This window comes from Haloferax sp. ATB1 (assembly GCF_000730175.1).
In genome coordinates this window covers 1-22,341 of sequence record NZ_JPES01000070.1, presented here as the reverse complement: position 1 = coordinate 22,341, position 22,341 = coordinate 1, and the positions used below count along the sequence as shown (strand labels likewise).

The 22,341-nt window shown below is 64.4% G+C and carries 28 protein-coding genes, 1 tRNA gene and 1 pseudogene; 10 read left to right on the top strand and 20 right to left on the bottom strand.

Going from position 1 to position 22,341, the window contains the following annotated elements; all coding sequences use genetic code 11:
* Nucleotides 1–278: 278 nt before the first annotated feature.
* The 7 genes and pseudogenes from ATB1_RS11285 to ATB1_RS11255 form a co-directional block, all read right to left on the bottom strand.
* Nucleotides 279–881, bottom strand: coding sequence for a CDP-alcohol phosphatidyltransferase family protein (locus ATB1_RS11285; protein WP_007273592.1), 603 nt, complete (start codon nucleotides 879–881; stop codon nucleotides 279–281).
* On the bottom strand, nucleotides 878–1,387 hold the full coding sequence (locus tag ATB1_RS11280; protein ID WP_042663799.1) for an adenylate kinase family protein: 510 nt from the start codon (nucleotides 1,385–1,387) through the stop codon (nucleotides 878–880). The genes ATB1_RS11285 and ATB1_RS11280 overlap by 4 nt, the downstream gene beginning before the upstream one ends.
* Nucleotides 1,384–2,469 (bottom strand): histidinol-phosphate transaminase, encoded by a 1,086-nt coding sequence (gene hisC / locus ATB1_RS11275; protein ID WP_042663798.1) that lies wholly within the window; start codon nucleotides 2,467–2,469, stop codon nucleotides 1,384–1,386. The genes ATB1_RS11280 and hisC overlap by 4 nt, the downstream gene beginning before the upstream one ends.
* Nucleotides 2,470–2,547: 78 nt before the next feature.
* Nucleotides 2,548–4,128 (bottom strand): GMC family oxidoreductase, encoded by a 1,581-nt coding sequence (locus ATB1_RS11270; protein ID WP_042663797.1) that lies wholly within the window; start codon nucleotides 4,126–4,128, stop codon nucleotides 2,548–2,550.
* Nucleotides 4,121–4,760 (bottom strand): annotated as a pseudogene (locus ATB1_RS11265) (gluconate 2-dehydrogenase subunit 3 family protein). Before ATB1_RS11265 ends, ATB1_RS11270 begins: the two are co-directional and overlap by 8 nt.
* A 41-nt stretch (nucleotides 4,761–4,801) precedes the next feature.
* Nucleotides 4,802–5,194, bottom strand: coding sequence for a DUF1648 domain-containing protein (locus ATB1_RS11260; RefSeq protein WP_042663795.1), 393 nt, complete (start codon nucleotides 5,192–5,194; stop codon nucleotides 4,802–4,804).
* Nucleotides 5,195–5,242: 48 nt separating this feature from the next.
* On the bottom strand, nucleotides 5,243–5,974 hold the full coding sequence (locus ATB1_RS11255) for a fumarylacetoacetate hydrolase family protein (protein WP_042663794.1): 732 nt from the start codon (nucleotides 5,972–5,974) through the stop codon (nucleotides 5,243–5,245).
* Between the two features lie 307 nt (nucleotides 5,975–6,281).
* On the opposite strand from ATB1_RS11255, the gene ATB1_RS11250 reads away from it, so the two are divergent.
* Nucleotides 6,282–6,998 carry a metal-dependent hydrolase gene (locus tag ATB1_RS11250; protein WP_042663792.1) on the top strand — a complete coding sequence of 239 codons (717 nt, stop codon included), beginning with the start codon at nucleotides 6,282–6,284 and terminating at the stop codon, nucleotides 6,996–6,998.
* A gap of 103 nt (nucleotides 6,999–7,101) precedes the next feature.
* Nucleotides 7,102–7,500 (top strand): OsmC family protein, encoded by a 399-nt coding sequence (locus tag ATB1_RS11245; RefSeq protein WP_042663791.1) that lies wholly within the window; start codon nucleotides 7,102–7,104, stop codon nucleotides 7,498–7,500.
* 102 nt (nucleotides 7,501–7,602) lie between these two features.
* On the opposite strand, the gene ATB1_RS23880 is transcribed toward ATB1_RS11245, so the two are convergent.
* The 3 genes from ATB1_RS23880 to ATB1_RS11235 form a co-directional block, all read right to left on the bottom strand.
* Nucleotides 7,603–7,737 (bottom strand): hypothetical protein, encoded by a 135-nt coding sequence (locus ATB1_RS23880; RefSeq protein ID WP_277813226.1) that lies wholly within the window; start codon nucleotides 7,735–7,737, stop codon nucleotides 7,603–7,605.
* Between the two features lie 78 nt (nucleotides 7,738–7,815).
* A complete protein-coding gene (locus tag ATB1_RS11240; RefSeq protein ID WP_004063616.1) occupies nucleotides 7,816–8,412 on the bottom strand; it encodes a DJ-1/PfpI family protein in 597 nt (198 codons plus the stop codon).
* A gap of 108 nt (nucleotides 8,413–8,520) precedes the next feature.
* Nucleotides 8,521–9,303, bottom strand: a complete 783-nt coding sequence (locus ATB1_RS11235; protein ID WP_042663790.1) for an HAD-IIA family hydrolase — start codon at nucleotides 9,301–9,303, stop codon at nucleotides 8,521–8,523.
* 78 nt (nucleotides 9,304–9,381) lie between these two features.
* On the opposite strand from ATB1_RS11235, the gene ATB1_RS11230 reads away from it, so the two are divergent.
* The 5 genes from ATB1_RS11230 (at nucleotide 9,382) to ATB1_RS11210 (ending at nucleotide 13,084) form a co-directional block, all read left to right on the top strand.
* Nucleotides 9,382–9,636: a hypothetical protein gene (locus tag ATB1_RS11230; protein ID WP_042663789.1), complete on the top strand. Its 255-nt coding sequence runs from the start codon at nucleotides 9,382–9,384 to the stop codon at nucleotides 9,634–9,636.
* Nucleotides 9,637–9,813: 177 nt separating this feature from the next.
* A complete protein-coding gene (locus ATB1_RS11225) occupies nucleotides 9,814–10,599 on the top strand; it encodes a GTP cyclohydrolase III (RefSeq protein ID WP_042663788.1) in 786 nt (261 codons plus the stop codon).
* A gap of 3 nt (nucleotides 10,600–10,602) precedes the next feature.
* Nucleotides 10,603–11,601 (top strand): zinc-binding dehydrogenase, encoded by a 999-nt coding sequence (locus tag ATB1_RS11220; protein WP_042663786.1) that lies wholly within the window; start codon nucleotides 10,603–10,605, stop codon nucleotides 11,599–11,601.
* A 6-nt stretch (nucleotides 11,602–11,607) separates the two neighbouring features.
* The gene (locus ATB1_RS11215; RefSeq protein ID WP_042663785.1) at nucleotides 11,608–11,985 is read left to right on the top strand and encodes a 6-carboxytetrahydropterin synthase; all 378 of its coding nucleotides are present in this window, start codon (nucleotides 11,608–11,610) and stop codon (nucleotides 11,983–11,985) included.
* A 1-nt stretch (nucleotide 11,986) separates the two neighbouring features.
* The gene (locus ATB1_RS11210; RefSeq protein ID WP_042663784.1) at nucleotides 11,987–13,084 is read left to right on the top strand and encodes a glycosyltransferase family 4 protein; all 1,098 of its coding nucleotides are present in this window, start codon (nucleotides 11,987–11,989) and stop codon (nucleotides 13,082–13,084) included.
* A 23-nt stretch (nucleotides 13,085–13,107) separates the two neighbouring features.
* On the opposite strand, the gene hdrA is transcribed toward ATB1_RS11210, so the two are convergent.
* Entirely contained in the window at nucleotides 13,108–13,593 is a 486-nt protein-coding gene (gene hdrA, locus ATB1_RS11205) for a dihydrofolate reductase HdrA (protein WP_042663783.1), read from the bottom strand.
* A gap of 123 nt (nucleotides 13,594–13,716) precedes the next feature.
* Nucleotides 13,717–14,097 (bottom strand): hypothetical protein, encoded by a 381-nt coding sequence (locus tag ATB1_RS11200; RefSeq protein WP_042663782.1) that lies wholly within the window; start codon nucleotides 14,095–14,097, stop codon nucleotides 13,717–13,719.
* A gap of 104 nt (nucleotides 14,098–14,201) precedes the next feature.
* On the opposite strand from ATB1_RS11200, the gene ATB1_RS11195 reads away from it, so the two are divergent.
* Complete coding sequence (locus ATB1_RS11195) at nucleotides 14,202–14,459, top strand: hypothetical protein (RefSeq protein WP_042663780.1); 258 nt, start codon at nucleotides 14,202–14,204, stop codon at nucleotides 14,457–14,459.
* Between the two features lie 269 nt (nucleotides 14,460–14,728).
* Here ATB1_RS11195 and ATB1_RS11190 read toward each other — a convergent pair whose 3' ends face one another.
* Nucleotides 14,729–15,766: a site-specific integrase gene (locus ATB1_RS11190; protein ID WP_042663779.1), complete on the bottom strand. Its 1,038-nt coding sequence runs from the start codon at nucleotides 15,764–15,766 to the stop codon at nucleotides 14,729–14,731.
* On the bottom strand, nucleotides 15,766–15,957 hold the full coding sequence (locus ATB1_RS11185) for a hypothetical protein (protein WP_004968043.1): 192 nt from the start codon (nucleotides 15,955–15,957) through the stop codon (nucleotides 15,766–15,768). The genes ATB1_RS11190 and ATB1_RS11185 overlap by 1 nt, the downstream gene beginning before the upstream one ends.
* Before the next feature lie 550 nt (nucleotides 15,958–16,507).
* Here ATB1_RS11185 and ATB1_RS11180 point away from each other — a divergent pair.
* A complete protein-coding gene (locus ATB1_RS11180; protein ID WP_241768194.1) occupies nucleotides 16,508–16,783 on the top strand; it encodes a hypothetical protein in 276 nt (91 codons plus the stop codon).
* Between the two features lie 426 nt (nucleotides 16,784–17,209).
* Here the strand turns inward: ATB1_RS11180 and ATB1_RS21590 are convergent, their stop codons facing one another.
* Nucleotides 17,210–17,632 (bottom strand): hypothetical protein, encoded by a 423-nt coding sequence (locus ATB1_RS21590; protein ID WP_128081457.1) that lies wholly within the window; start codon nucleotides 17,630–17,632, stop codon nucleotides 17,210–17,212.
* On the opposite strand from ATB1_RS21590, the gene ATB1_RS11175 reads away from it, so the two are divergent.
* A complete protein-coding gene (locus ATB1_RS11175; protein WP_082256379.1) occupies nucleotides 17,607–18,428 on the top strand; it encodes an IS5 family transposase in 822 nt (273 codons plus the stop codon). The genes ATB1_RS21590 and ATB1_RS11175 overlap by 26 nt on opposite strands.
* Before the next feature lie 403 nt (nucleotides 18,429–18,831).
* Here ATB1_RS11175 and ATB1_RS21585 read toward each other — a convergent pair whose 3' ends face one another.
* The 5 genes from ATB1_RS21585 to ATB1_RS11155 all read right to left on the bottom strand — a co-directional run bounded on the left by ATB1_RS21585 (nucleotide 18,832) and on the right by ATB1_RS11155 (nucleotide 22,324).
* The gene (locus ATB1_RS21585) at nucleotides 18,832–19,221 is read right to left on the bottom strand and encodes a hypothetical protein (RefSeq protein WP_128081456.1); all 390 of its coding nucleotides are present in this window, start codon (nucleotides 19,219–19,221) and stop codon (nucleotides 18,832–18,834) included.
* A gap of 253 nt (nucleotides 19,222–19,474) precedes the next feature.
* On the bottom strand, nucleotides 19,475–20,284 hold the full coding sequence (locus ATB1_RS23275) for a hypothetical protein (RefSeq protein ID WP_241768193.1): 810 nt from the start codon (nucleotides 20,282–20,284) through the stop codon (nucleotides 19,475–19,477).
* Nucleotides 20,238–21,206: a hypothetical protein gene (locus ATB1_RS23270; RefSeq protein ID WP_241768192.1), complete on the bottom strand. Its 969-nt coding sequence runs from the start codon at nucleotides 21,204–21,206 to the stop codon at nucleotides 20,238–20,240. Before ATB1_RS23270 ends, ATB1_RS23275 begins: the two co-directional genes overlap by 47 nt.
* A 189-nt stretch (nucleotides 21,207–21,395) precedes the next feature.
* On the bottom strand, nucleotides 21,396–22,067 hold the full coding sequence (locus ATB1_RS19895; protein WP_052367943.1) for a hypothetical protein: 672 nt from the start codon (nucleotides 22,065–22,067) through the stop codon (nucleotides 21,396–21,398).
* An 80-nt stretch (nucleotides 22,068–22,147) separates the two neighbouring features.
* Nucleotides 22,148–22,324: transfer RNA gene (locus ATB1_RS11155), tRNA-Trp, on the bottom strand.
* Nucleotides 22,325–22,341 lie beyond the last annotated feature (17 nt).

Sequence of the window (22,341 nt, the reverse complement as noted above, 5' to 3'; positions counted from 1 at the left end):
GCGCCGCGGCGTCCGCGCCGAGATGCGCCGCGAACTCGTCGCTCGCGTGGACCACGGTTCCCGCCGCGTCGAGGACGAACATCACCTGAGGAGAGCCGAGCGCCGCGGGCGCTCACCGTTGGTTAGAGAAAGCAGACATCGTGGGGACGCGCGGCGAGATTGCGCGAGTATATGAGAGTATACTGCGCAGTTGTGCATCATTCAATTCGTTCTCAGATGGTGATCTGAAATACATAAATCCGCGTTCCCGGGCAACATCCTCGGGCAGTCGAACGGGGTTACGTCAAGTCGCCCCACGCGCCCCAGAAGCGCTGGACTGCGGTGAGGTGACCGACGACGGCGAAGAACACGAGGAGCCAGCCGACGAGCGTCAGCCCGCCGACGGCGTCGGGGTAGACGGCGGCCGCGAGGCCGACGAGACCCATCAGCGCCAGTCGGTCGGCGCGTCCGACGAGGCCGCCGTAGGCGCGCCCGAGGCCGACCGCCTGAATCTGCGTGCCGAGGTAGGAGGTCATGAGGACGCCCGTGACGGCGGCGAGGCCCAGCGCGAACGAGTCGATACCGGCGGCGAGACCGACGAGGACGACGATGTCGGCGTAGCGGTCGAGCACGTGGTCGAGCAGGTCGCCGGCCTTCGAGGAGACGCCCTGCTCGCGGGCGAGCGCGCCGTCGACGAGGTCGAGCCAGCCGTTGCAGAAGACGAACACCGCGCCGAGGCCGTACCAAAGCGGGTCGGCGAGGCCGAAGGCGACGCCGGCGGCGACGGCGAACCCGAAGGCGACGACGCTCACGCCGTTCGGCGAGAGGCCGACGGCGTCGGCGACAGACACGAACGGGGCGAGCAGTTTGTCGGCGGTGTCGCGGTACTGGTCGAGCGTCATAGATATTCGATGAAGTCCACGGTCCCCGCCGAGGGGTCGCGCTCGCCCGCGACGACCGCCGCGATGTCGTCGGCGACGGCTTCGGGGTCGCGGTCGGTCGTATCGATTTCGTACACCGACTCCTCGCCGTGGAACTCGACGGCCTCGCCGAGAATCACGTCCAGCGCTTCGGACTCGCGGTTCTCTCGCGCCTTCGCCTCGGATTCACCGCGGTCGAGAAGGCGCTGTTCGAGGATGTCGGGGCGACAGCGAAGCACGACCACGCGGTCGGCCTCGAAGTGGTGTGCGAGGTGGCTCTCGACGATGCCGTCCCAGTCGCCGAGTTCGTCGCGGGCGGCGTCGAGGTCGACGACGAGCGTGTCGCGGTCCTCGTCGCGCTCGGTCCACAGCCCCTCGTCCTTGACGAGTCGGTTGAGGTGGACCACGTCGAGGTCGAGGTCATCGGCGACGCGCTCTGTCGCCGTGGTCTTGCCGGTGCCGGGCGTGCCGGTGACGACGACTCTCACGCCGGCGGCACCTCCGAGACGATGCGGTTGAGCACGTCCACGGCGCGCTTGGTCTGGGCTTCGGTGCCGCAGGAGACGCGGATGCACTCCGGCAGGCCGAAGCTCCCGCAGTCGCGGACGATGACGCCCTCGCGCTGGGCGGCCTCGGTGACGGCGGTGGCGTCGCCGACCTCGACGAGGACGAAGTTGCCCTCGCTTTCCCACGTCGGCGCGTCGAGCCGTTCGCGGAGGTACCCGCGGGACCACCGGGCCGACTCGACGGATTTCTCGACGTGTTCCTCGTCGTCGAGCGCGGCGAGCGCGGCGCGGCAGGCGAGCTCGCTGGCGGCGAACGGCGTGTTCACGCGGGCGTAGGCGTCGGCCCACGCTTCGGGGACGCAGGCGTAGCCGATGCGGAGGCCGGCCAGCCCGTACGCCTTCGAGAACGTCCGCAGGACCGCGATGTTGTCGTACTCCGAGAGCAGGTCGATGGCCGACGGTTCCTCGGCGAACTCGCCGTAGGCCTCGTCGACGACGAGGAGCGTGTGGTCCTCGACCGACTCGGCGAGTTCGACGAGTTCGTCCCGCGGGAGCACGGAGCCGGTGGGGTTGTGCGGCGTCGTGAGGTAGACCATGCGCTCGCCGTCGTAGGCGTCGAGGACGAGGTCGGCGGTCTGCTCGAAGTCGTCGCCCTTCGACACCTCGTACTGGACGGCGTCGCCGTGGTGGTAGCGGGCGCTCATCGAGTAGTACGAAAAGCCGGGCGACGGTTCGAGAATCCGGTCGTCCGGTTCGAGCATCGCGCGGGTCAGGTAGTCGATAGAGCCGTCGGCGCCGGGCGACACCCACACCTGTTCGGCTTCGAGGCCCCACTTGTCGGCGAGGCGTTCGGTCAGGTCCGTGTGGGCCGTCTTCGGGTAGACGCTCACGGTCGGCGCGGCGTCCTCGATGGCGGCGACCGCCTTCGGACTCGGGCCGTGGGGGTTCTCGTTCGAGGAGAGTTTCGTCAGGTCCTCGGGGTCCATCCCGAGTTCGCGGGCGACCTCCTCTGTCCCGCGGCCGGGTACGTAGGGAGCGTGCGCGGAGAGGTCCCGTGGTTGCATGGTCGGAAAATGCGGGTCGCGGTTCTTAAGCGTGCGTACTCCGGGTCGGCGCAGACGGAACGGACACGCCGACGGCCGTCACCCGAGTTCGGTCCGAAGCGACTCGGCGAGCCGAACGGAGAGCGCCGCGATGGTGAGCGTCGGGTTCATCGCGCCGCCGGTCGGGAAGACGCTCGACCCCGAAATCCAGAGGTTGTCGAGGTCGTGGGCGCGGCAGTCGGCGTCGACGACGCTCGATTCGGGGTCGTCGCCCATCCGCGTCGTGCCCATGTGGTGGTAGGCAGGGCCGGTCTCGTCGGGGCCGACGGTCCAGCGGTCCTCGACGCCGAGTTCGTCCAGCACCCGCGTCTGAATCTCGTTGGCCCGCGAGAGCGCGGCCCTCGTCCGCTCGTCGACCGACCAGTGTATCTCGGGGACGGGGTCGCCGAGGTCGTCGGTCGTCTCCCGGTCGAGGCCGACGTAGTTGTCCTCGCGGGGAAGCTGTTCGACCAGCGCGCCCATCGAGACGTGCGTGCCGTAGCGCTCGTCCAGTTGGTCGAGCAGGTCGTCGCCCCACGTGTCGGCGGCGAGGGCGTCGATGACCGGCGACGGGCCGGCGTAGTTGAGAAACTCCAGTTTGAGGCCGTTGACCGGCTCGGCGTCGTCGTAGAACTGGTGGCACTCGCTGGTGTTGAAGCCGACGTGGTTCTGCCGCGTGGGCCGGTCGAGGCGGCCGCCCATCCCGGCGAACAGGTGGTCCATGAAGTACCGGCCGACCGCCCCCGAGGAGTTGGCGAGGCCGTCGGGGTGGCGGTCGGACGCCGAAAGCAGGAGCAGTCTGACGTTCTCGACGCCGCCGCAGGCGAGGACGAACCGGGTCGCCGCCTGCCTGTGGGTCTCGCCGTCGGGCGTCGTGTAGGCCGCGGCGACGACGCGCTCGCCGGCCGCGTCGTGTTCGAGTCGCCGGACCCGCGCCCGGTCGATGACCCGCGCGCCGGCGGCTTCGGCCTTCTCGACGTGGGATTCGGCGGTGTACTTCGCACCCGAGGGACACACCGGCTTGCACGTCCCGTAGCCGACGCAGGGCGACCGGTCGTCGTAGGGCTCGGAGTTGCGGGCGTTGCCGACCGAGTGCATGTCGATGCCGAGGCGTTCGCAGGCCTCGGCGAAGATGGAGTCCGAGTGCGACGGCCGGAAGGCGGGAAGCGGATAGGGCTCGTCCCGCGGCGGCGCGTAGGGGTTGTCGGCCGCGCCGGCGACGCCCAACTCGCGCTCCGCGGCGGCGTAGTGCGGCCGGAGGTCGTCGTAGCCGATTGGCCAGTCGGTCCCGACGCCGTGTTTGGAGTCGAGTTCGAAGTCGCGCTCGTGGAGGCGCATCACCATCCCCTGCCAGTGGAGCGTCGACCCGCCGACGCCCTTCACCCGGGCGGCGTTCAGCGGGTAAAACGAGTCGCCGGAGGAGGAAAACGCGTCCCGCGGGCCGCCCATCTCCCACGGGCCGCCGAGGCCGGGGCGGATGTGCTGTTCCAACTGCTCCCGCCTGTCGCCGTCGAACCGCGGTCCGGCTTCGAGGACGACGACCGACGCCCCCGACTCTGCGAGGCGGTGGGCCACGATACCGCCGGCGGGTCCCGCACCGACGATGCACACGTCGGCGTCGGCGACGGGCGTTCTATCCATCGTCCCTCCCCGAATCGGCCGTCCCGTCATCCTCGGCCGTCTCGCTCCCGTCCATCGTCGCCCGCCGGTAGCTCTCGGTCCCGCCGGGGTGGCCGATGGGGTTTTCGATGCCGACGAGGCGGCCGCCGGTCGGCGAGGCGTAGAAGGCGTAGAGCAGCTCGTTCACGACGTGAAACCGGAGGCGCTCGGAGAGCGTCCCGTCCTGAACCGGGTCGGCGGTGTTGACGCCGAGTTCGCGGAGGAGGCGGTCGCGGTCGCCCGCCGGGAGGTCGGCGAAGGCCGCGCCCTCCCAGTCGCGGGCCACGTCGTCCAACTCGGTCGCGGCATCGACCATCGCGGCCCGACGCGAGTCGTCGCGCGTGCGCCCGACGACGTAGGTCTCGACGAACTCCGAGACTCCTTCGGCCGCACTCGGGTAGACCACCTCGCCCGCGGCGACCATCGTCTCGCGCACCGCGGTCGGCGGGGTGTCGTCGCTGTCGGCGTCCGCTCCGCTGTCTCGAACCAGTCGACTCGCCTGCCTCGCCAACTGAATCGGCGGTCGGCGGGTCGAACTGCGTCAGCGACACGGCCCCGCCGGTGACGCCGAGACCGGCGAGCACGGCCAGCGCGTCCCGTCGCGTCAGTCGCATTCGGCGGGAATTAGGCCAGCCTAATTATAGGGTTTGTCCTCTCAGCCCGCGCGGTCGAGGACGACGGCGACGACGCCGAACGTGACGACCGACGGGAGGACCGCGACGAGCATGTCGAATCGCGCCCCGAGGTTGTACGCGAGGACGAGCGCCTGCACGTACGCGAGGAACGTCGCCAGTATCGAGTCAAAGACGGACGGAACGCTGGTTCCGCTTCCCGCAGCCCCGACGAACCGGGTGACGAGGAGCGCGCCGACGCCGATGACCGGGATGAGCAGCACGCCGAGCGGGGCGGCGACGAAGGAGTCGGGGTCGTCGCCGATGCCGAAGTGAATCGCGACCGAGGAGGGAAGTGCGGGAAGGAGGACGACGCCCGCGACGGCGCTGAGTGCGAGTATCGCGACGCCGACGAGTGTCAATCGAGGGACACGCATACGGTCGGGTTGTGACTTGGCGATGAAAAAACGGGGTGTCGGTCGCGCTCAGTCCTGTCGCACGTCGTGTTCGAGGACGCCGACGCCCTCGACTTCGACCGCGACGCGGTCGCCGTCTTCCAGCGGGCCGACGCCCTCGGGCGTTCCGGTCGAGATGACGTCGCCGGCTTCGAGCGTCATGTAGGACGTAATTTCGGCGACGAGGTCGGGAATCGAGAAGATGAGGTGTTCGATGCTGGAGTCCTGTCGCGTCTCGCCGTTCACGCGCAGCGAGATGCTCGCGTCGTCGGGGAGGTGGTCGGGGTCGGCGAGGACCGGGCCGAGCGGGGCAGAGCCGTCGAACGCCTTCCCGCGGACCCAGTTCGTCTCGATGTCCTGGTCGTCGCGGTTGGACACGTCGTTCATGACGGTGTAGCCCGCGATGACATCCTCGGCGTCCTTGGCCGCGACGTTCCGGCACTGCTCGCCGATGACGACCGCGAGTTCGGCCTCGTGTTCGACGTTCTCCTTGCCCGCGGGGAGCGTCACGGTGTCGCCGTGGCCGGCGACCGCGTTCGGCGGCTTGAGGAACAAAAGCGGCCGGTCGGGGACCTCCTCGTCGCGCTCCTCGGCGTGCTTGGCGTAGTTGCGGCCGATACAGACGATTTTCGACGGCTCGCACGGCGGGAGCACGTCGACCTCGTTGAGGTCGTAGTTCTCGCCGCCGAAGGAGACTGAATCGCCGTGCCACTCGCCGGTTCGAACCGCGCCCGCTGGGTCGCGGAATCGGACGTGATGCATGCCCCACGCGTCGGCGGGGGGCGTGATAGGCTTTTACATCGCGCGGGTCGCCCGGTGACGTGGGACATTTTTGCACGATTCTCATCGCTTTTGTGGCCGTGGGATGACGGACGTGTATCGGCCGTCCCGGACAGTTCGTTCGAGTGGACTCGGGCGGCCGATTCTGCTGTCGAATTCGGGACGAGAGCGACTGTGCCGTCTCCCTAGCCGTCGCCGCGACTCACCGATGAGTGGTACCGCCGAAAAGCGGTCACACCGCCCCCTGCGAATAGCTTTTTGTGTATTTCGCCTGTAACAACCGAGTGCTATGGAACTCACCTGGCACGGTCACTCGACGTGGTACGTCACGGTCGGAGACACCTCGCTTCTCATCGACCCCTTCTTCGACAACCCCGCCACGTCTCTCGACCCGAGCGACGTGGAGACCCCCGACTACGTCCTGCTCACTCACGGGCACGCGGACCACATCGCCCACGCAGGCGAGTTCGACGGCGCGACGGTCGTCGGCACGCCCGAACTCACCGGCTACGTCGAAGCCGAGATGGGCGTCGACGAGACCATCGGCATGAACATCGGCGGGACGGTCGAACTCGGCGACGCGTTCGTCACGATGGTCCGCGCCGACCACACCAACGGCATCAACACCGGCTACGAGCACGAGGCCGGCATGCCCGGCGGCTACATGATTAGCGATACGCTGCCGACACAGGAGACCGACGCCGACTCCACGACGTTCTACCACGCGGGCGACACGGGACTCATGACCGACATGCGCGAGATTTTCGGCGCGTACTTCGAACCCGACGCGGCCGCGCTCCCGGTCGGCGACCACTACACGATGGGGCCGTGGCAGGGCGCTGTCGCCGCCGACTGGCTCGGCGTCGACCACGTCTTCCCGATGCACTACAACACGTTCCCGGCCATCGAAATCGACGTGCGCGACTTCGAGCGCGAGGTAAAAGCCGCCGGCAGTCAGGCCGAGGTCCACGCCCTCGACGGCGACGAGTCGTTCACGCTCGAATAGCCCCTCGCCTCGCTCGGCGACGCCCCGTTTCGGGTCGTCGCTTGTGCACACCGTTGTCCTATTGAGGAACTTTTAGGGTCGGTCGCTCCGTTCCTCGGAATGAATGTCCGACATCCAGACCTCTACTGTCAGCGAGGAAGGGTACGCATGCACGAGTCAGGTCGGCGACTTCGACCTCCAGATCGACGCCACCGACGAGACGGGTCCGAACCCGAACGCCGCGCTCGTCGCGACGTACGCCTCCTGTTTCCTCCCCGCCTTCCGCGTCGGCGGTCAGAAGACGGGCTTCGACGACCTCGGTAAGGTCCAGATCGACGCCGACGCCGACCTCGACGACGGTGACGACCTCACGAGCATCAGCTTCGACGTCTACGTGGAGTCCGACCTCTCGGACGACGAGTTCGCCGAAATCACGGAACTCGCCGAGGACATCTGCCACGTCCACGACGCGCTCCGCGACGAGCTGCAGGCCGACGTGACCGTCGTCGGCGACGCGTTCTAAGCGTCGCTCGCCGCTCGCGCCGATACGCACTCGCATTCTTTTCGCAGAAATCGAAGCCGCCAGCGACGAGTGTCGCGGCGGACTCGGAGATGCCCCGCCGGGTCAGTAGCGGCGCTTCTTATAGCTTCGAAGACTCATAGCCTTGCCTTCCACGATGATAACCTCGCGGTCTTGGGGGTCCGATTCGACGACGTCGTCGACCTGTTCGCGGAAGTACGGGCTGTTCGGCTCTTCCATACCACTCCCTTCGTCCCCCCTAATAAAAATCTTTGTCAGACATTCTCACACGCGATATCGTGTGAGCGGCTCGGCGAATCAGTCGTCCGCGGCCGCGGCGGCCGGTTCGTGGCTGATTTCGGTGCCGAGTACGTCGAGGAACGCCGCCAACCACTCGGGGTGGTCCGGCCACGCCTGCCCGGTGACGAGGTTGCCGTCGACGGTCACCTCGTCAACCCACGAGCAACCCGCGCGCTCGACTTCCGCGCGAACGGCGGGGTAGGCGGTCATCTCGTAGCCGTCGAGGACGCCCGCGGCGGCGAGAATCTGCGGCCCGTGGCAGATTGCGGCGACCGGCTTCCCCTCGTCGAAGAAGTGCCGGACGGCGTCCAGTACCTCGTCGTAGCCGCGGAGATACTCCGGTGCGCGGCCGCCGGGGACGACGAGCGCGTCGTAGTCCGCGGGGTCGATATCGGCGAACGTCGCGTTCAGCGCGAAGTCGTGGCCACGGGTCTCCAGATACGTCTGGTCGCCGCGGAAGTCGTGGACGGCGGTCTTACACCGGTCGCCGTCCTCCTTTTCGGGACACACCGCGTGGACCTCGTGACCCACCATCTGGAGCGCCTGGAACGGTACCATAATCTCGTAGTCCTCGACGAAGTCGCCGGCGAGGAGCAGAATCTTCTTTCCGGACATGGGCTTCACCCGGCCGGTAGTTGTCGCGTCAGAACGATAATGATTGTGCAGGTGGAGTTATCGTCGGCTCGGAAGTCGACTCCCAACCACTCTCGCGGCCGAGAACAGCTATTTCGAGAGGATGCGACCGATGTCGCCGAGGCCGTCGAGGACGTGGTCGGGTTCGTACTCGCTCGCCGCGAGGGCCGCGTCGTCGGTCACGCCGGTTCGGACGAGCGCGGTCCCCATGCCGGCGTCGAGGCCGAACGCGATGTCGGTATCGAGGCGGTCGCCGACGATGAGGACGTCTTCGGGCGGCAGGTCTAACTTGTCGAGGACGTACTCTTGGGCGACCTTCGAGGGCTTGCCGAGAATCGCGTCGGGGTCGCGCTCGGCGACGCCCGCGACGGCGTTGATAATCGCGCCCGACCCGGGGATGTCTCCGTCCGCGGTCGGAATGATGACGTCGGGGTCGGTGCCGTAGAAGGCGGCCTCGGAGCGGAGCGCGCGGTTGGCGTCGCGGAGGTCGTCGTAGTGGAACTCGCGGTCGATGGCGACGACGACGACTTCGGGCTCGTCGCCGGGGCCGACGAGTTCGAGGCCGGCGTCGCGGAGTTGGTCGCGGAACCCCGACTCGCCGATGGCGAACGTCCGCGCGCCGGGATGTCGGTCGGCGAGGTACGCCGTGGTGGTCGTGCCGGAGGTGACGACCTCGTCGGCGGTCGCGTCGATGCCGGCCCGGCGGAGTCGCGCCTCGTAGGCGACGGGGGCCTTCGTCGGGTTGTTCGAGACGAACAGTCGGTCGAGCCCGGCGGCGTCGACGGCGGCGAGCCCGTCGAGCGCGCCCGGAATCGCTTCGTCACCGCGGACCACGGTCCCGTCGACGTCGAGAACGACACCTCGGTAGTTCATCGTCCTCGGTAGGGAGCCGGGGCTGTTGAACGTTCGCCCGAGAGAACCATTATGTTCATTGGTAACATATGTTGTCGTATGGGTGTCTCTTCGAAGCGGTTGGTCGGATGGCTGCGCGGGCCGGCGACCGGCAACAGCGCCATGGGCGTCTACGGGCTCGTGACCGCGATGGTCGCGCTGTTTTTGACCTACTCCATCGTGGCCACGTTCTCCGTCGTCCTCCCGCTGTTGTCGACGACGGCCATCGTCCTCACGGCGCTCGCCGTGTGGGTGCTGACGTGGGCGGTCCTCGACGTGGTCGCCAGCCGGACGATTCGCGATTCGTCGGCCTGAGGGCTCTCACCTTCGCCGTCGTGCGCCTCATCGCCATCAACGAGCGCGGCGTGGCGCGTCCACGCTGGCGGTGAGCATGCCGCAAGCGTTGCGAGCGTCGGGTGCGTCGGTTCCGAGGTTGCGGCGGGACCGTCACAGAACCAAAGACCAATATGCGCGTCGCCCTACTCGTTTACCGTGACGAACACGCAGCTGACACTCGTCCAAATCGACAACTACGGGCCGTGGACGGTCACCCCGGACCCGCGGCGGGAGATGGACCTTCAAACGCTCCAGTCGCGGCTCTTCGCCGACTTGGCCCAGTTCGTCGGCTCTCGCGACGGGTACGCGTTTTTCACCCGGTTCGACAACATGGTCGCGGTCACGAACGGGCTCGACCGCGACGACCACGAACTGCTGCAGGAGTCTATCGGAAACCGCTATCCCGTAACGCTCAGTCTCGGTATCGGCGCCGACCGGTCGCCCGCAGTCGCGCTCGAACGCGCCACCGACCGCATCCAGCGCGCCGGAAGCGCACAGGACGGCGACCGCCGCGAGGTGCTCTCCGGTGAGACCCTCGCGGACGCCGACCGCTCGGACACCGACCTCCAAATCGCGCACTTCGACGTGAACGACGCGACGGGCAAGTACACCGACCGCCTCAACGAGTTCGACACGTTCATCCACATCGAACAGGGCTACGCGTCGCTCATGCGCCACCTGCGCGAGGAACACGGCGCGCTGTCGTTCTTCGTCGGCGGCGACAACATCATCTCAGTCACGCCCGACCTCGCAGAAGACCAGTACCGCGCCGCCATCGACCACGTCGAGGCCGAGGCGGACGTGGAACTCAAAGTCGGCGTCGGCACGGCGTCGAACGCCCACGAGGCCGGCTTCGCGGCGAAGCACGCGCTCGAAGACTGCCGCCACCGCGGCACGACCGTCGAGTTCGCCGACGCGGCCGTCGAGACCGCAGACGACTGAACGATGGAGGGTCGCGCGGTCTACTTCGTGGCCCCCGAACGCGTCGAGGTCCGCGACCGCGACGTGCCCGCTCCCGGCCCCGGTGAGGTTCGCGTTCGCACCCTGACCTCCGCCGTGAGCTCCGGGACCGAGCGACTCGTCTACCGCGGCGAGGCCCCGACCGACCTCGCCGCCGACGAGTCCATCGCGGCGCTCGACGGCGACCTCTCGTTTCCGCTCCGCTACGGCTACGCCGCCGTCGGCGAAATCGAGGCCGTCGGCGACGACGTACCGGACTCGCGGCTCGGGAGCCGCGTCTTCGCGTTCAACCCCCACGAGAGCCGCTTTCTCGCGTCCCCCTCGGAACTCATCTCCGTCCCCGACGACGTGACCGACGAGCGCGCCGCGCTCCTGCCGACCATGGAGACCGCGCTCAACTTCGTGATGGACGGTCGGCCGCTCATCGGCGAGCACGTCGTCGTCTTCGGACAGGGCGTCGTCGGCCTCGTGACCACCGCGCTCCTCGCGCAGTTCCCGCTCGGGAGTCTGACCGCGGTCGACTGCGTGGCCGAGCGCCGGTCCATCGCCGAGGGTCTCGGTGCCGACGAGGCGGTCCACCCCGAGTCGCTGGACGCCCCCGCCGACGGGGCCGACCTGACGCTCGAACTCTCGGGCGACCCCGACGCGCTCGACGACGCCCTGTCGGTGACGCGGTACGACGGCCGGGTCGTCGTCGGGTCGTGGTACGGGACCAAGCCCGCCACGCTCGACCTCGGCGGGCGATTCCACCGCTCGCGCATCAGCGTCGAGAGCAGTCAGGTCAGCACCATCGACCCCGACCTCCGGGGACGTTGGGACGCCGACCGCCGCTTTTCCCTGGCGTGGGACCACCTCGAAGACCTCCCGCTGGACCCGCTCGTGACCCACCGGATCGGCGTCGAGTCCGCCGCGCGCGCCTACCGACTCCTCGAAGACGCCCCCGACGAGGCCGTCCAAATCCTCTTTACCTACCGGAACGCTTGACAGTTCATGTACCGCGTCTCGGTTCGCAGGGACCTCATCGCCCAGCACTACCTGACGGTTCCGAACCCCGGACCGGAGGGTGAGCTCCACTCCCACACGTTCACCGTCGAGGTCGAACTCTCGGGCCCGGAACTCGACGAGTACGGCTATCTCGTCGATATCGACGACGTGAAGGCCGCGCTGGACGCGACGCTGTCTCGCTACCGCGACGAGACCATGAACGAACTCGTCGAGTTCGCCGGGCAGAACCCGAGCGTCGAGCGGTTCGCCCGCGAGGTGTGCGAACAGTTCGTCGAGGCGGCGTCACTCGACGCGCCCCAACACGTCTCCGTTCGCATCTGGGAGGACGACGTCGCGAGCGCGACCTACGAGACGCCGCTCTGACGTGCGGGTTGGAATCGTCGTCTACGGCCCGCTCGACGGCCGTTCGGGAGGTTATCGCTACGACTCAGAACTCGTCGATGGGCTCCGCGCCGCCGGCGACGACGTGACCGTCGTCTCGCTCCCCGAGCGGTCGTACCGAAAGCGACTCCGAGACAACGTCTCCGCCGCGCGTCGCCTCCGCGGCCTCGACGTAGACGTGCTCTTGCAAGACGAACTGTGTCACCCCTCGCTCGCCGGCGCGAACGCCGCGCTCGACGACGACGTTCCAGTCGTCTCGGTCGTCCACCACCTCAACTCGCTGGAGCAGTTCCGGGCGTGGAGACGACACGCCAGACGCGCCGTCGAATCCCGGTATCTCCGCTCCGCGGACGCGTTCGTGTTCAACAGCGAGACGACGAAAGAGACGGTCGCGGCCGTCACCGACCCCGAACCGAGCGTCGTGGCGTACCCCGCCGGCGACCGTTTTTCGTCGTTCGGCGCGCCCCTCGGCGACGACGAGATACGGGTGCGCGCCGCCGACGGGCCGCTCCGGGTCGTCACGGTCTGTAACCTCGAACCGCGGAAGAACGTCGACGGCCTGCTCCGCGGTCTCTCCCGTGTCCGCGGCGACTGGGAGTTGACGGTCGTCGGCGCGGCGGTCGACGCCGACTACGCCGACTCCCTTTCGGACCTCGCCGTCGCCCGCGGCGTCGACGACCGCGTGACCTTCACGGGCCGGCTCTCGGACGCCGACCTCGCCGCGACGCTCCGAGAGTCGCACCTGTTCGCGCTCCCCTCGCACTACGAGGGGTTCGGCATCGCGGCGGTCGAGGCGATGGGGTTCGGCCTGCCGGCGCTCGTCTCGTCGGCCGGCGGCGCGAGCGAACTCGTCACTCACCGCGAGGACGGTTTCCTCGTGGACCCGGCCGATTCGGCCGAAATCACCGACGCCGTGGCTCCGCTGTGTCGGAACCGTCGACGACTGCTGTCGCTCTCGCTTTCGGCCCGCGACCGCTTTCTCGCGCACCCGACGTGGGACGAGACGGCGGCGACGGTTCGCTCGTTCCTGTTGGACCTCGTCGATGCCGACAACACGGGGTCGTCCCCGGCCCGGAAGTAGCCGCCGCGGTCGCCGCTGCGGTCTTAGTTGTGGGCGACGCGGACCCACTCTTGGAGCGTGAAGCCCTCGTAGTCGGTCTCCGAATCGAGTTTCCACTCGTCGTCGTCCCACTCGGGGTAGAACGTGTCGCCCTCGTACTCGCCGGGAACGCGGCTCAGCACCATCCGGTCGAGGTGTGGTTGGAACAGCGCGTAGATGGCGGCCCCGCCGATGACGTAGGCGGTCTCCGCGCCCAGCGATTCCGCGATGTCGACCGCCTCCTCGACGCTCGCCGCGCGGTGAGCCGTGTCGACCGAAAACGACCGCTCGCTTCGGCTCATGACGATTTGGGCGCTCCCCGGCAGGTCGTCGAGCATCGACTCGAACGTCGTCCGGCCGAGCACCACCGGATCATCGGCGATGCGGTTTCGGTACTGTGCTTTGTCGGCGGGGATGCTCGGCCACGGGAGTTCGCCGTCGCGGCCGATGACGCGGTTCTCGGCGAGCGCGGCGACAGAGACGAGTTCCATCACTCTCACGTCGGGAGCGCGCGAGAAAATCGTTGTGCAGCGCCGGCGTCGTCTCGTGGTCGTCCCGTGGTCGTTCCGGGTCGTCCCGGGTCGTCGGACCGTCGACGACCAACGGGCCGACGCTCAGCCGCTCCGGTCGACGATTCGCCGACAGTCCTCGATGAACTGGAGGAGGTCCGTCCCGGCGTCGGTTCCGATGCTGATAATGATTCGCTCCGCCTCGGAGAACGGAAACTGCAGGACGAACGCGTTCTCGTAGTAGTGGACGACGGCGCGGCGTTCGCCGATGGGATGGGTGTCGATTCCGGGCGTCGCAAACGGCGTCTCGACGCGGAGGTCGGAGACGACTTCAGTCAACGTCCCTTTCGTGTATTGCTCCGAGAGGTCGTCGCGGAGATACTCCAGTTCGTATCCGTCGTCGTCGGCGATGACTACCGTCCGGAGTCCGTCGCCGATTCGCCTGCTGAGGTACTCGGCGAGTCGGCGCGCTGTGTCCCGTACCATACCGCGCCGTCGCTCCAAGCGCCTATAGTTCATTGGTATCTTTGTGGTATTTTCTCCGGGCCGAACGTCAATAGTTTTCAAACGAGCGACAACAACTGCGGGGTATGGAGAAGCAACCGCGGGACGTCCGTCGCGACGGTGCGCTAGTCCTCCTCGGGTTCGCGGGGTTGGTCGCGCTCCGGGTGTTGGTCCCCCCGGACTCGGTCACCGGGGTTACCGAGGTGTTTCGGGGCGTCCTCTTCGGCGGGTCCGTCTCGGTGATGGCGGCGGGCGTCTTCCGCGTGCCCGACGAGCAGGCGTTTCGGCTGACGGCCGCGGTGGCCGCGGGGTTCGCGCTGGGCACCCTCGCGTTTCTACTGTGAGGGCGGCTTCGTGGCCCTTGCGGAAGAACTGTATTGACTGGACTACCGAACTGTTCGCCCCTCACCCTTGGCGGCGCTGTCGCTCTTCGCTGGCGGAGAATCGCTCACAGAGAACGCACCTCCGGGGTTCCGCTAAACCGGCGGGACAGCGCCTCTGCTACTAAATAAAACCCTACGAAAGGATTAAGGTTAGAGTGGGGCCGGAGGGTTGAGTGAAATCAGCAAGCAGCGGCACGGTGCCTCGTGAGACTGCCGAACTCTCGCATCCCTCAGTCATGGTTCTGGATGTCGAGAGATGCGCTCAGTTCACGACGCCGCTCACGGAACCGCTCGTGCACGTCCGCCTTGTCGTAGTACCGCCGAATCGTCGAAGGCGTCGCGTTCACACGCTCAGCCACAAGCTCAATCGGAACCCCGCGGTCGAGTTGCCACGTAATCGACCCTGTCCGAATCGCGTGCGGCGACCGAGAAGACGGGCACTTGCTTCCCGCACCGCGAGTCGTGTACGAACACGCGTGACGCTCCCGACCGTGGGGGCAATCTCTGTACAGACACGGTTGCGTCCCGAGGTACGACCACGACCGAATCGTCGTCCGCGACGGTCGCCCCTGTCGGCAGGAGAACAGCGGTTGACGCCCATACTCGTCGCGCTTGTCCGACCGCTCACGAGCGATGTACTCGTCGAGAGCATCGACCACCGGCTCAGGGAGACCGACGACACGCTCGCCGTCCTCCTTGTTCTTCAGCGGCGTCTCAGTCTCCGGCTGGTGACGGAACTCCAGCGACCGTTCTTCCCTATCGAAATCGCCGAGGTCGAGCGCGCGGATGCCGCCCATCCGAGCGCCCGTGTGCCACGTCACCTCCAGAAACGCGTGCCACGCCGTTCCGTAGAGCCGACGAGACTCACGGTACATCGACAGCAGGTTCAGCGCGTCCTCAGCGGCCAGCGTCTCGTCGCTGGTCTGCTGAGCCTTCGACAGCTTCGGCACCTTGATTTTGTCCAGCAGGTCCGGGTCGACGGCCTCGATGCGGTGGCAGTACTTCACCAGTTGCCGCAGTGCGACAACCGCGCCCTTCACCGTGGAGGGCGACATACCCTGTCTCTCACGGTACGCCTGATACTCGTCGACGAGCCAGCCGTTCAGCTCCGCCATCGACTCCACGTTCTCCGATTCGCACCAGTGAACGAACGCGTTCAGCCGATTCCGGTACGACCGAATCGTCGCTTTCGCCTGTGTCTGCGCCCGTCGAGCGAGGAACCGCTCACGCGCTTCACGCGGTGAGAGGTCCCGAAGTTCGTCGCTCATCACAGCACCTCCCGCGTCACCCGCCGGGTGTTCACCTCGGCGTCGAGGAAGTCGGCCAGTCTCTCCGCGTCGATCTCCTCCGGCGTCACGAAGATAATCGACTCGTCGAAACCGAAGGTCGCGCTTCGACCATCGGCGAGGGCTTCCCGCTGTTCCTCGGACAGCTGTAGCACGGTGAGTTCCTTACTCATCGTGCCGAGCCTCCGGTTCGGCTACACTCCGGTCGCTACGCTTACGGTGGGGGCTTTCGTAGGATGTCATGGGTTCCTGATTCCTGGATTCTACAGGTTCGGTATCAGGACCGGAACGCGCGGGGAGGGTCGTGGTAGACTGTTTCTCCCCGTGCCGGACCTTCGACCGAGAGAGACGTTGGTGGGTAGACGTATAAACCCGAAATCCACTCCCCGGAGTGAAAGTGAAGGTTCTAGCGAAAGTGAAACTCGGGCGTGCCGTCGAGGTCGATTCTGCCGGGATTCGTAGGGGTTCAAGGCCCCTCAGATTGTTGTTGAACATGCTGCCGTAGCCTGTTTACGGGAGCCACCGCGGGCCAGTGGTGCAACACTGGGTCCGCTTTGATTCTGGATGGACCCGACCACGGTCAGGTCCGCGTGTAGCTTCCGTTACTCTCATTCTGAGAGGGACTGCGCAATAAACCTAACCCTGTTCGTTGCATCCTGCAACCTGCAGGGCTAACCTATCATTTCCGTGAGCATTAAGAAACTAACCTGTGTCCCTGTGGACGTGCAACCCACTTGGTGGAGCAAGTACGATGATCCTATCCTCCAGTTCTTAGCCGATACTGGTGCCGCTGTTCCACCACGGGTGATTCTGTTCAACCTCGAACGCAGGGAGATCGCTTCTCCACATCGTTCGACTATCAAGAGACGACTCCAGCGACTGCAGAAGTACGGACTCGTCGAAAAGGTCGGTGAAGAAGGCTACTACGAGATTTCTGAGCTGGGCAAGGCCTACGTTTCAGGCGAGCTCGACGCAAGCGAACTCGACGCCGACGAGTGAGCACCCACCACCCTGACCCGTAAAGGGGGCGGGTGGATGGGTGGGTAGCGTGCTGTATTCTATTTTTTAGCGTATAGGTGTGGGTACTGCCGAGGTGCTTTTCGACCACATCTTGGTCTTCTAGAGTCTCAAGGAAATTTCGCCACGCAGTCGGTGCGACCTCACTTCGTGAGTTTTCTGGGGTGAGATCATTTAGGCTCGAGTGGTCGTCTTCGTCGAGTTTGCTGAGGAACTCATAGAAGTCTAGCAATAGCGGAACTGCGTATTCATTATCCTCACGAACAACATCGTGTGCCAGTTGCTTGATTTCGCCATTAGCAGGCAAGTCAACAGTTTCCATGGTGGTTCATGTCACTACAGACACTAAAATTTTCCAACTAGCCTCACCTTTCAGAATAAGGATTCATATACGATATCATGGAGGCTTCAAGCATTATCTCTCCCATATCGAAGCTTCATCTGTCTATGGAAGTCCTTAGTGTACTTCTCCCACGCAATTCTACCAACATCTACGGGGTCTACATCACCGTCATGTGGTAACTCTTCTCCAACTACCCATCCTTGTTGATAATATTGCATGATGACAGTCGAATTTTCTGTCGAAACTATCAAAACATCTGTGATATTTGTGGGTATTTCATCAACCACATCTTCTTGTCGGGGGAATGTTGCACCAGCAAATGGAAATTTTTCATCCAATTTCTCAACATCTTTTTTGGTAAGTGGCCTTTTTGGAATACTCTCAATTATTGGCTCTGTAGTTTCGTTAGACGGAGACGCCGCGACTGCGTTATTGCCGTAGAAAGCGAAGAGACAGAATGGTTTGATATCGGAATTCCGTCTCCTCACGCGTGTTACGGCTGCGAAGGCTAAATCAGTTGTCGCTAATCCGGACGAACCCGCCGACCCCGAAGGGGGTGGCGGGTTCGCCGAGTGGGCGATGCTCACCCTGCATGCACTTCGCATCGAGCTGGGCAAATCCTACCGCGTTGCGGTAGATTTGCTCTCAGAAATGCCCGGCGTTCTTGAAGAGATCGGGCTCACCAGACTTCCACACTACACGGTGCTTCGTACGTGGTTTGCGCGGATTCCAACGAAGACGTGGCGTGCGTTTCTCGGCGCGTCCGCCGAGAAACGCACTGGCCACGCTGCCATCGATTCGACTGGCTTCGACCGTGACCAGCCCAGCCGCCACTACGCCAACCGCACACACTACCGCGTCCGGGCGCTGAAAGTTACTGCACTCGTGGATGTCGAAACGCTGTACATCACCGACATCCACTCCACCACGAGCAAGAAACACGATGCGAAGATCGGCCCGCAGGTCGCCCGCCGAAACGCGGGCGACCTGCGGAGCCTCGCTGCCGACCGAGGATACGACGCAAAAGCCTTCCGCGACGAACTCCGCGAAAACGGCATCAGACCGCTGATCAAGCACAGGATCATGAATCCACTCGATCACGCCCACAACGCCCGCATGGATCGTGAACGGTACAACCGTCGCTCGATGTCAGAAACCGTCTTCTCAAGCATCAAGCGCACGCTCGGCGCAGCCGTGCGTGCGCGAAGCTGGTGGCTGGAGTTCCGTGAAATGCTGCTCAAAGCTACCGTCTACAACCTCCGCCGGAGCGTTCGATACCCGTGAAATCAACCGCCGTGTACCGAAACTACAGAGCCCAATTATTCTATGGTTAGTAAAGCAGACCGGGCACACGTCTTCATCAAGGTACTCTAAGAGGTCGTGTTCGGCCCACTTTCGCCTCATTTCTGCAACCCATGCATCAAAAAATTCGGATTCGTAGAACTTCTCCGGATTCTTTTTCACCCGTTCTTCAACTTTCTGACTCTCGTGATCAGACATAGAAGACTGGCTGGCTTTCTCAGCTCTTCCAAATATGAAGCTACCCCACTTTGAACCCAGCTTTTGGGGCTGTTCAATAACTCCTTGAGACTTAATTTCCGTTCCTGAAAACCCATCTGGGTTCACGGGTTCGATTGTTGAAAAGAACAATATTTTGGGGAATTTAAAATATACGTGGACCTCATTATCACCAGTAATGCTTGTTCCGTCTAAATTCCTCTGTTAGGTAAATCTCTAAATTATCCGGTCCACTAGGATCGGATTTGATCAGATCAATCTTATCGAAGAATGATATGTGATGAGTCGATGGGTCCTCAGCGAGTGGTTTTTCTCCAATTAAAATTTTCCTCCATGTTTCGACCCTTTCTTCAACAACATCGGCTTTTGAACGTTCAAACTCGTCCCATACCGCCATTTCTGAGACAAGCAGCCTCCAAGAAACAGAGAGAACAAACCGGTGTAGCCAATCTTCGTACTCAAACTCATCTCTCTGGTTTCGAACATGTGGATAAAATATATGAGACGCAAACTTCGTCTCCCACTCTGAGAAAATTTGCTCACACTCTCGGCAGAGCATCTTTTCATGATAGTCCTGAATTCTGGTATTTGGATCTACAGCCTTTCGCAGAAACGGTGTTCGGGCCAGTTTTTTTCAACCATTTAAAGACAAAACGTGGAATCACATGACTATCTTGTAACTCTCGCTCGTTGAGACAGAGTTTACATTCACTCATGACAGCATAGATATGATACTACAACAATATGTCATTACTGGTTCAGGGAATACAGTCATTTGATTAATAGCTCAGAGCGTCGCCGATGAACATGAATTACTCACAATTCAATCTATCTGCTGGGTATTGCATACATTCTCGATTATGCTCGTAATAGTCCTCTACACGGAGCGCATGCTCTGCATGCTTCGGATTGTCTATCCCGTGATTAACAAGATCACGAGCCATCGCACGCTTGCTGTACGTCCCGAAGTTACACTTCGAGCACCGCCACATCTCTCCGCGTCCGAGACTGTGCTGTAGTCTCGTCTCGTCGAGGATGCGCTGTACCGGGAGCTTCAACGGAGCCATATCGACGCCGCCGCCGTTCGGCGCGTGCTCCTCGCCATCGCGGTCGACGATGGCTTCCAGGTGCCACTCGGAATCGAGCGAGGCGCGGCGGAACGATTCCGGTTCGGAGTTGTCCTCCCCTCGCATCACCGATTCGACGAACTCGGCGTACTTCGGGTCGATCATGTTCCGACCGAGCATCGACGCCACGGAAGGCATCTCGTCACAGTGTTTCAGTTCTTCTTCTACGCGGTTCCGTATTCGAGTCTTCGTGGTCGACTCCCCGACGCTCGCCGCCGCGGTCGCGGTCGGCCAGCGTTCGGCCAGCGTCAGCTCGCGCTCAGTCTCGTCCGACTCTCCTTCGGCGTCGAGGGCGTCGCTCAGGTCGTCGTCGGAGACGGGCGCGTCGAGCCGCGACTGGTCTATCGCCCATCCAGAACCACAGCACTCGCAGACGACATCAGGTCCACGGCCGTCGTCCCACACGACCGCGTCGCCGTGCGCATCGGTCTGGTTCGACTCGTCGGACTCAGCCCGTTGTTCGCAGGCGTCCGCGGCAATCGCTTCGGTGAGCACCTTCGAGCGTGAGGTTCGACGGCGCGCCGCCGACCAGTAAATCGAGCCCCACGCGAGGTACTCGATTGGCTTGTCGAGGAGTTCCTCGGTGTATCCTCCCATGTACGCCGCGAGGTACGACCCATGTCTCCACGCTTGCGTTCAGGGAGATACAGCCGTTCGACTCCTCTACGTAGTCGGTTATCGTATCGTAGTCGTGTGCCGACCGACCGGCGTACTCGCACACTTCGACGTGTTTGTCGATGACCCGCTCGAACTCGGAGCCGACGCTGTGCAGGTCGTCGTCGAGTCCCAGCGGTTCCGTATCGAAGTACACGCCCACGTGGAGATGCGTGTAGCACGCGTTCATCCCGCTCCCGTCGCCGCCCATTCCGTGCGGCTCTGCCTGTAGCCAGTAGCCCCACTGGTCGGCGTCGAGCCCGAGATGATACTCCATCGTGTTGCGGAGTGTGTCGCGTACGCCGTCGTACGAGAACGAGTCGTGTACGGCGTCAGCATGTTCTACCGGCGGTACCCGAGTCCCATCAGGAACCGACGACGCGGTGAGGGTGAGCATCGCGGTCGCGGGCGAGTCCCACGCCGCGATTGATTCACCGCCACTCGGTCGGTCGCCGCCGGCCATCTGCCGCTGGAGCGCCATCGCCCGTGCGTACTGTTTCTTCGAGTACTCTTCTCCCCACGCATCTACCAGCGGTATCTCGAACTCGTCGCCCTGTTCGTTGGCGAACCGGGCGCGGAGTCCGTCGTACCGTGCGTGCGCGGTGAGGAAGGCACTCAGCGCGTCCGCCCACGTCGAGGCTTCACGCTTCGCTAGCTCCGTCACTTGGAACGCGTTTTCCGTAGGCTGTTCTGGTTCGACCCACTGGTCTCGCAGTCCGCTTCCGTAACGATGCGTCTCAGCTTGCGCCCGTGTGTTTCGCACAGGGGCGTCTCGGCCAGTTCCGGGTACTTCTGCGCGAACTCTAGAACTCGTTCGTGTACGAGTTCGTCGGGTTCGCTAGAGTCCCGTGAACGCTCGCGTTGAGCCTCTACAGAGTTAGTCTCCTTGGAGGGCCAAGGCTCAGCCCCCGGTTGAGTCCCTTCAACTCCTCCGGTGGGCTGGTCGCCATCGCTACTCACGCTCCCCGTCGTCCGCGACTTCGTAATCGCTCAGACGCCGCTGGGGCTTTTCACGTCCCTCGGGGTCGGGGACCCCTCGGTGCGGCCCGGCTTCCGGGTCGAGGGGCGAGCCCTCGCTTCCGGCGGGCTCCTCCCTCCCGCGCCTCGGGGCGCTCGGCGCGGGCAAGACGGTCGTCGCCTCTCCGGACCTTGCGGTGGAATCCCGGGCGGCCAAATGCGCCCACAACAAGGATGTGACTCGGTGGTCCTTGATTTCATCCTCCGCAGCAGGGACCCGCGCGCAGTCACGGCATTGACGCAGTTTCGCGGCGCGCTCTCCGTGATCGACGAGGCACCACTTGTGGCAGGGCCCACAGCGGTACTCGACGAGTCGCCACGCGTTCTCTGGTGAAGGTGGGTCGCGCGAGGGACTATCTTGAACGTCAGTCTTCGCTTCGTAGGGAGGTTCAGGGTCCGTCCAGTAGTTCTTGTATCGACCACCGGACCGAGTCGCTTCGACTGGGAGCCTGCTGAACGCGACCTTCCGGCCGTGCTCAGTCGGCTTCGCTGAGAACTCGTGAGCCCGTTTCTTCGCAAGCTCCGACTCGTCGACTTCGGCGTCGTACCAGAGGTCGCCGTCCCCGTCGCTGACGCCGTGACTCTCCTGTTTTGGAGAGTCACTCACGGGGAGCCACCCCCGCGTCACAGGTCGATTACAGCGCCGCTGCTCCTTGTTAAAACCCTGCGTTAGAATTAAGTTTAGAGTGGGGCCGGAGGGATTTGAACCCCCGATCGACTGATATCTCCGGTGGGCACCTCGGAACTCCAGAGGGTCGTCAACACGGCCGATGATCAGTCGGCCGCTCAGTATATCAGCTGGAGTGTCGTCCCGGGCGCCAAGCCTCTGGAGTCAGTCGCCATGCCGGGCTTGGCCACAGCCCCGATTCGTGCTGTCTGCA

Coding starts and splice junctions, on each gene's coding strand:
- ATB1_RS11285 (WP_007273592.1), bottom strand. CDS start 881: ATGACGCTCGACCAGTACCGCGACACCGCCGACAAACTGCTCGCCCCG.
- hisC (WP_042663798.1), bottom strand. CDS start 2,469: ATGCAACCACGGGACCTCTCCGCGCACGCTCCCTACGTACCCGGCCGC.
- ATB1_RS11270 (WP_042663797.1), bottom strand. CDS start 4,128: ATGGATAGAACGCCCGTCGCCGACGCCGACGTGTGCATCGTCGGTGCG.
- ATB1_RS11260 (WP_042663795.1), bottom strand. CDS start 5,194: ATGCGTGTCCCTCGATTGACACTCGTCGGCGTCGCGATACTCGCACTC.
- ATB1_RS11255 (WP_042663794.1), bottom strand. CDS start 5,974: ATGCATCACGTCCGATTCCGCGACCCAGCGGGCGCGGTTCGAACCGGC.
- ATB1_RS11250 (WP_042663792.1), top strand. CDS start 6,282: ATGGAACTCACCTGGCACGGTCACTCGACGTGGTACGTCACGGTCGGA.
- ATB1_RS11245 (WP_042663791.1), top strand. CDS start 7,102: ATGTCCGACATCCAGACCTCTACTGTCAGCGAGGAAGGGTACGCATGC.
- ATB1_RS23880 (WP_277813226.1), bottom strand. CDS start 7,737: ATGGAAGAGCCGAACAGCCCGTACTTCCGCGAACAGGTCGACGACGTC.
- ATB1_RS11240 (WP_004063616.1), bottom strand. CDS start 8,412: ATGTCCGGAAAGAAGATTCTGCTCCTCGCCGGCGACTTCGTCGAGGAC.
- ATB1_RS11235 (WP_042663790.1), bottom strand. CDS start 9,303: ATGAACTACCGAGGTGTCGTTCTCGACGTCGACGGGACCGTGGTCCGC.
- ATB1_RS11230 (WP_042663789.1), top strand. CDS start 9,382: ATGGGTGTCTCTTCGAAGCGGTTGGTCGGATGGCTGCGCGGGCCGGCG.
- ATB1_RS11220 (WP_042663786.1), top strand. CDS start 10,603: ATGGAGGGTCGCGCGGTCTACTTCGTGGCCCCCGAACGCGTCGAGGTC.
- ATB1_RS11215 (WP_042663785.1), top strand. CDS start 11,608: ATGTACCGCGTCTCGGTTCGCAGGGACCTCATCGCCCAGCACTACCTG.
- hdrA (WP_042663783.1), bottom strand. CDS start 13,593: ATGGAACTCGTCTCTGTCGCCGCGCTCGCCGAGAACCGCGTCATCGGC.
- ATB1_RS11200 (WP_042663782.1), bottom strand. CDS start 14,097: ATGGTACGGGACACAGCGCGCCGACTCGCCGAGTACCTCAGCAGGCGA.
- ATB1_RS11195 (WP_042663780.1), top strand. CDS start 14,202: ATGGAGAAGCAACCGCGGGACGTCCGTCGCGACGGTGCGCTAGTCCTC.
- ATB1_RS11190 (WP_042663779.1), bottom strand. CDS start 15,766: ATGAGCGACGAACTTCGGGACCTCTCACCGCGTGAAGCGCGTGAGCGG.
- ATB1_RS11185 (WP_004968043.1), bottom strand. CDS start 15,957: ATGAGTAAGGAACTCACCGTGCTACAGCTGTCCGAGGAACAGCGGGAA.
- ATB1_RS21585 (WP_128081456.1), bottom strand. CDS start 19,221: ATGCTCTGCCGAGAGTGTGAGCAAATTTTCTCAGAGTGGGAGACGAAG.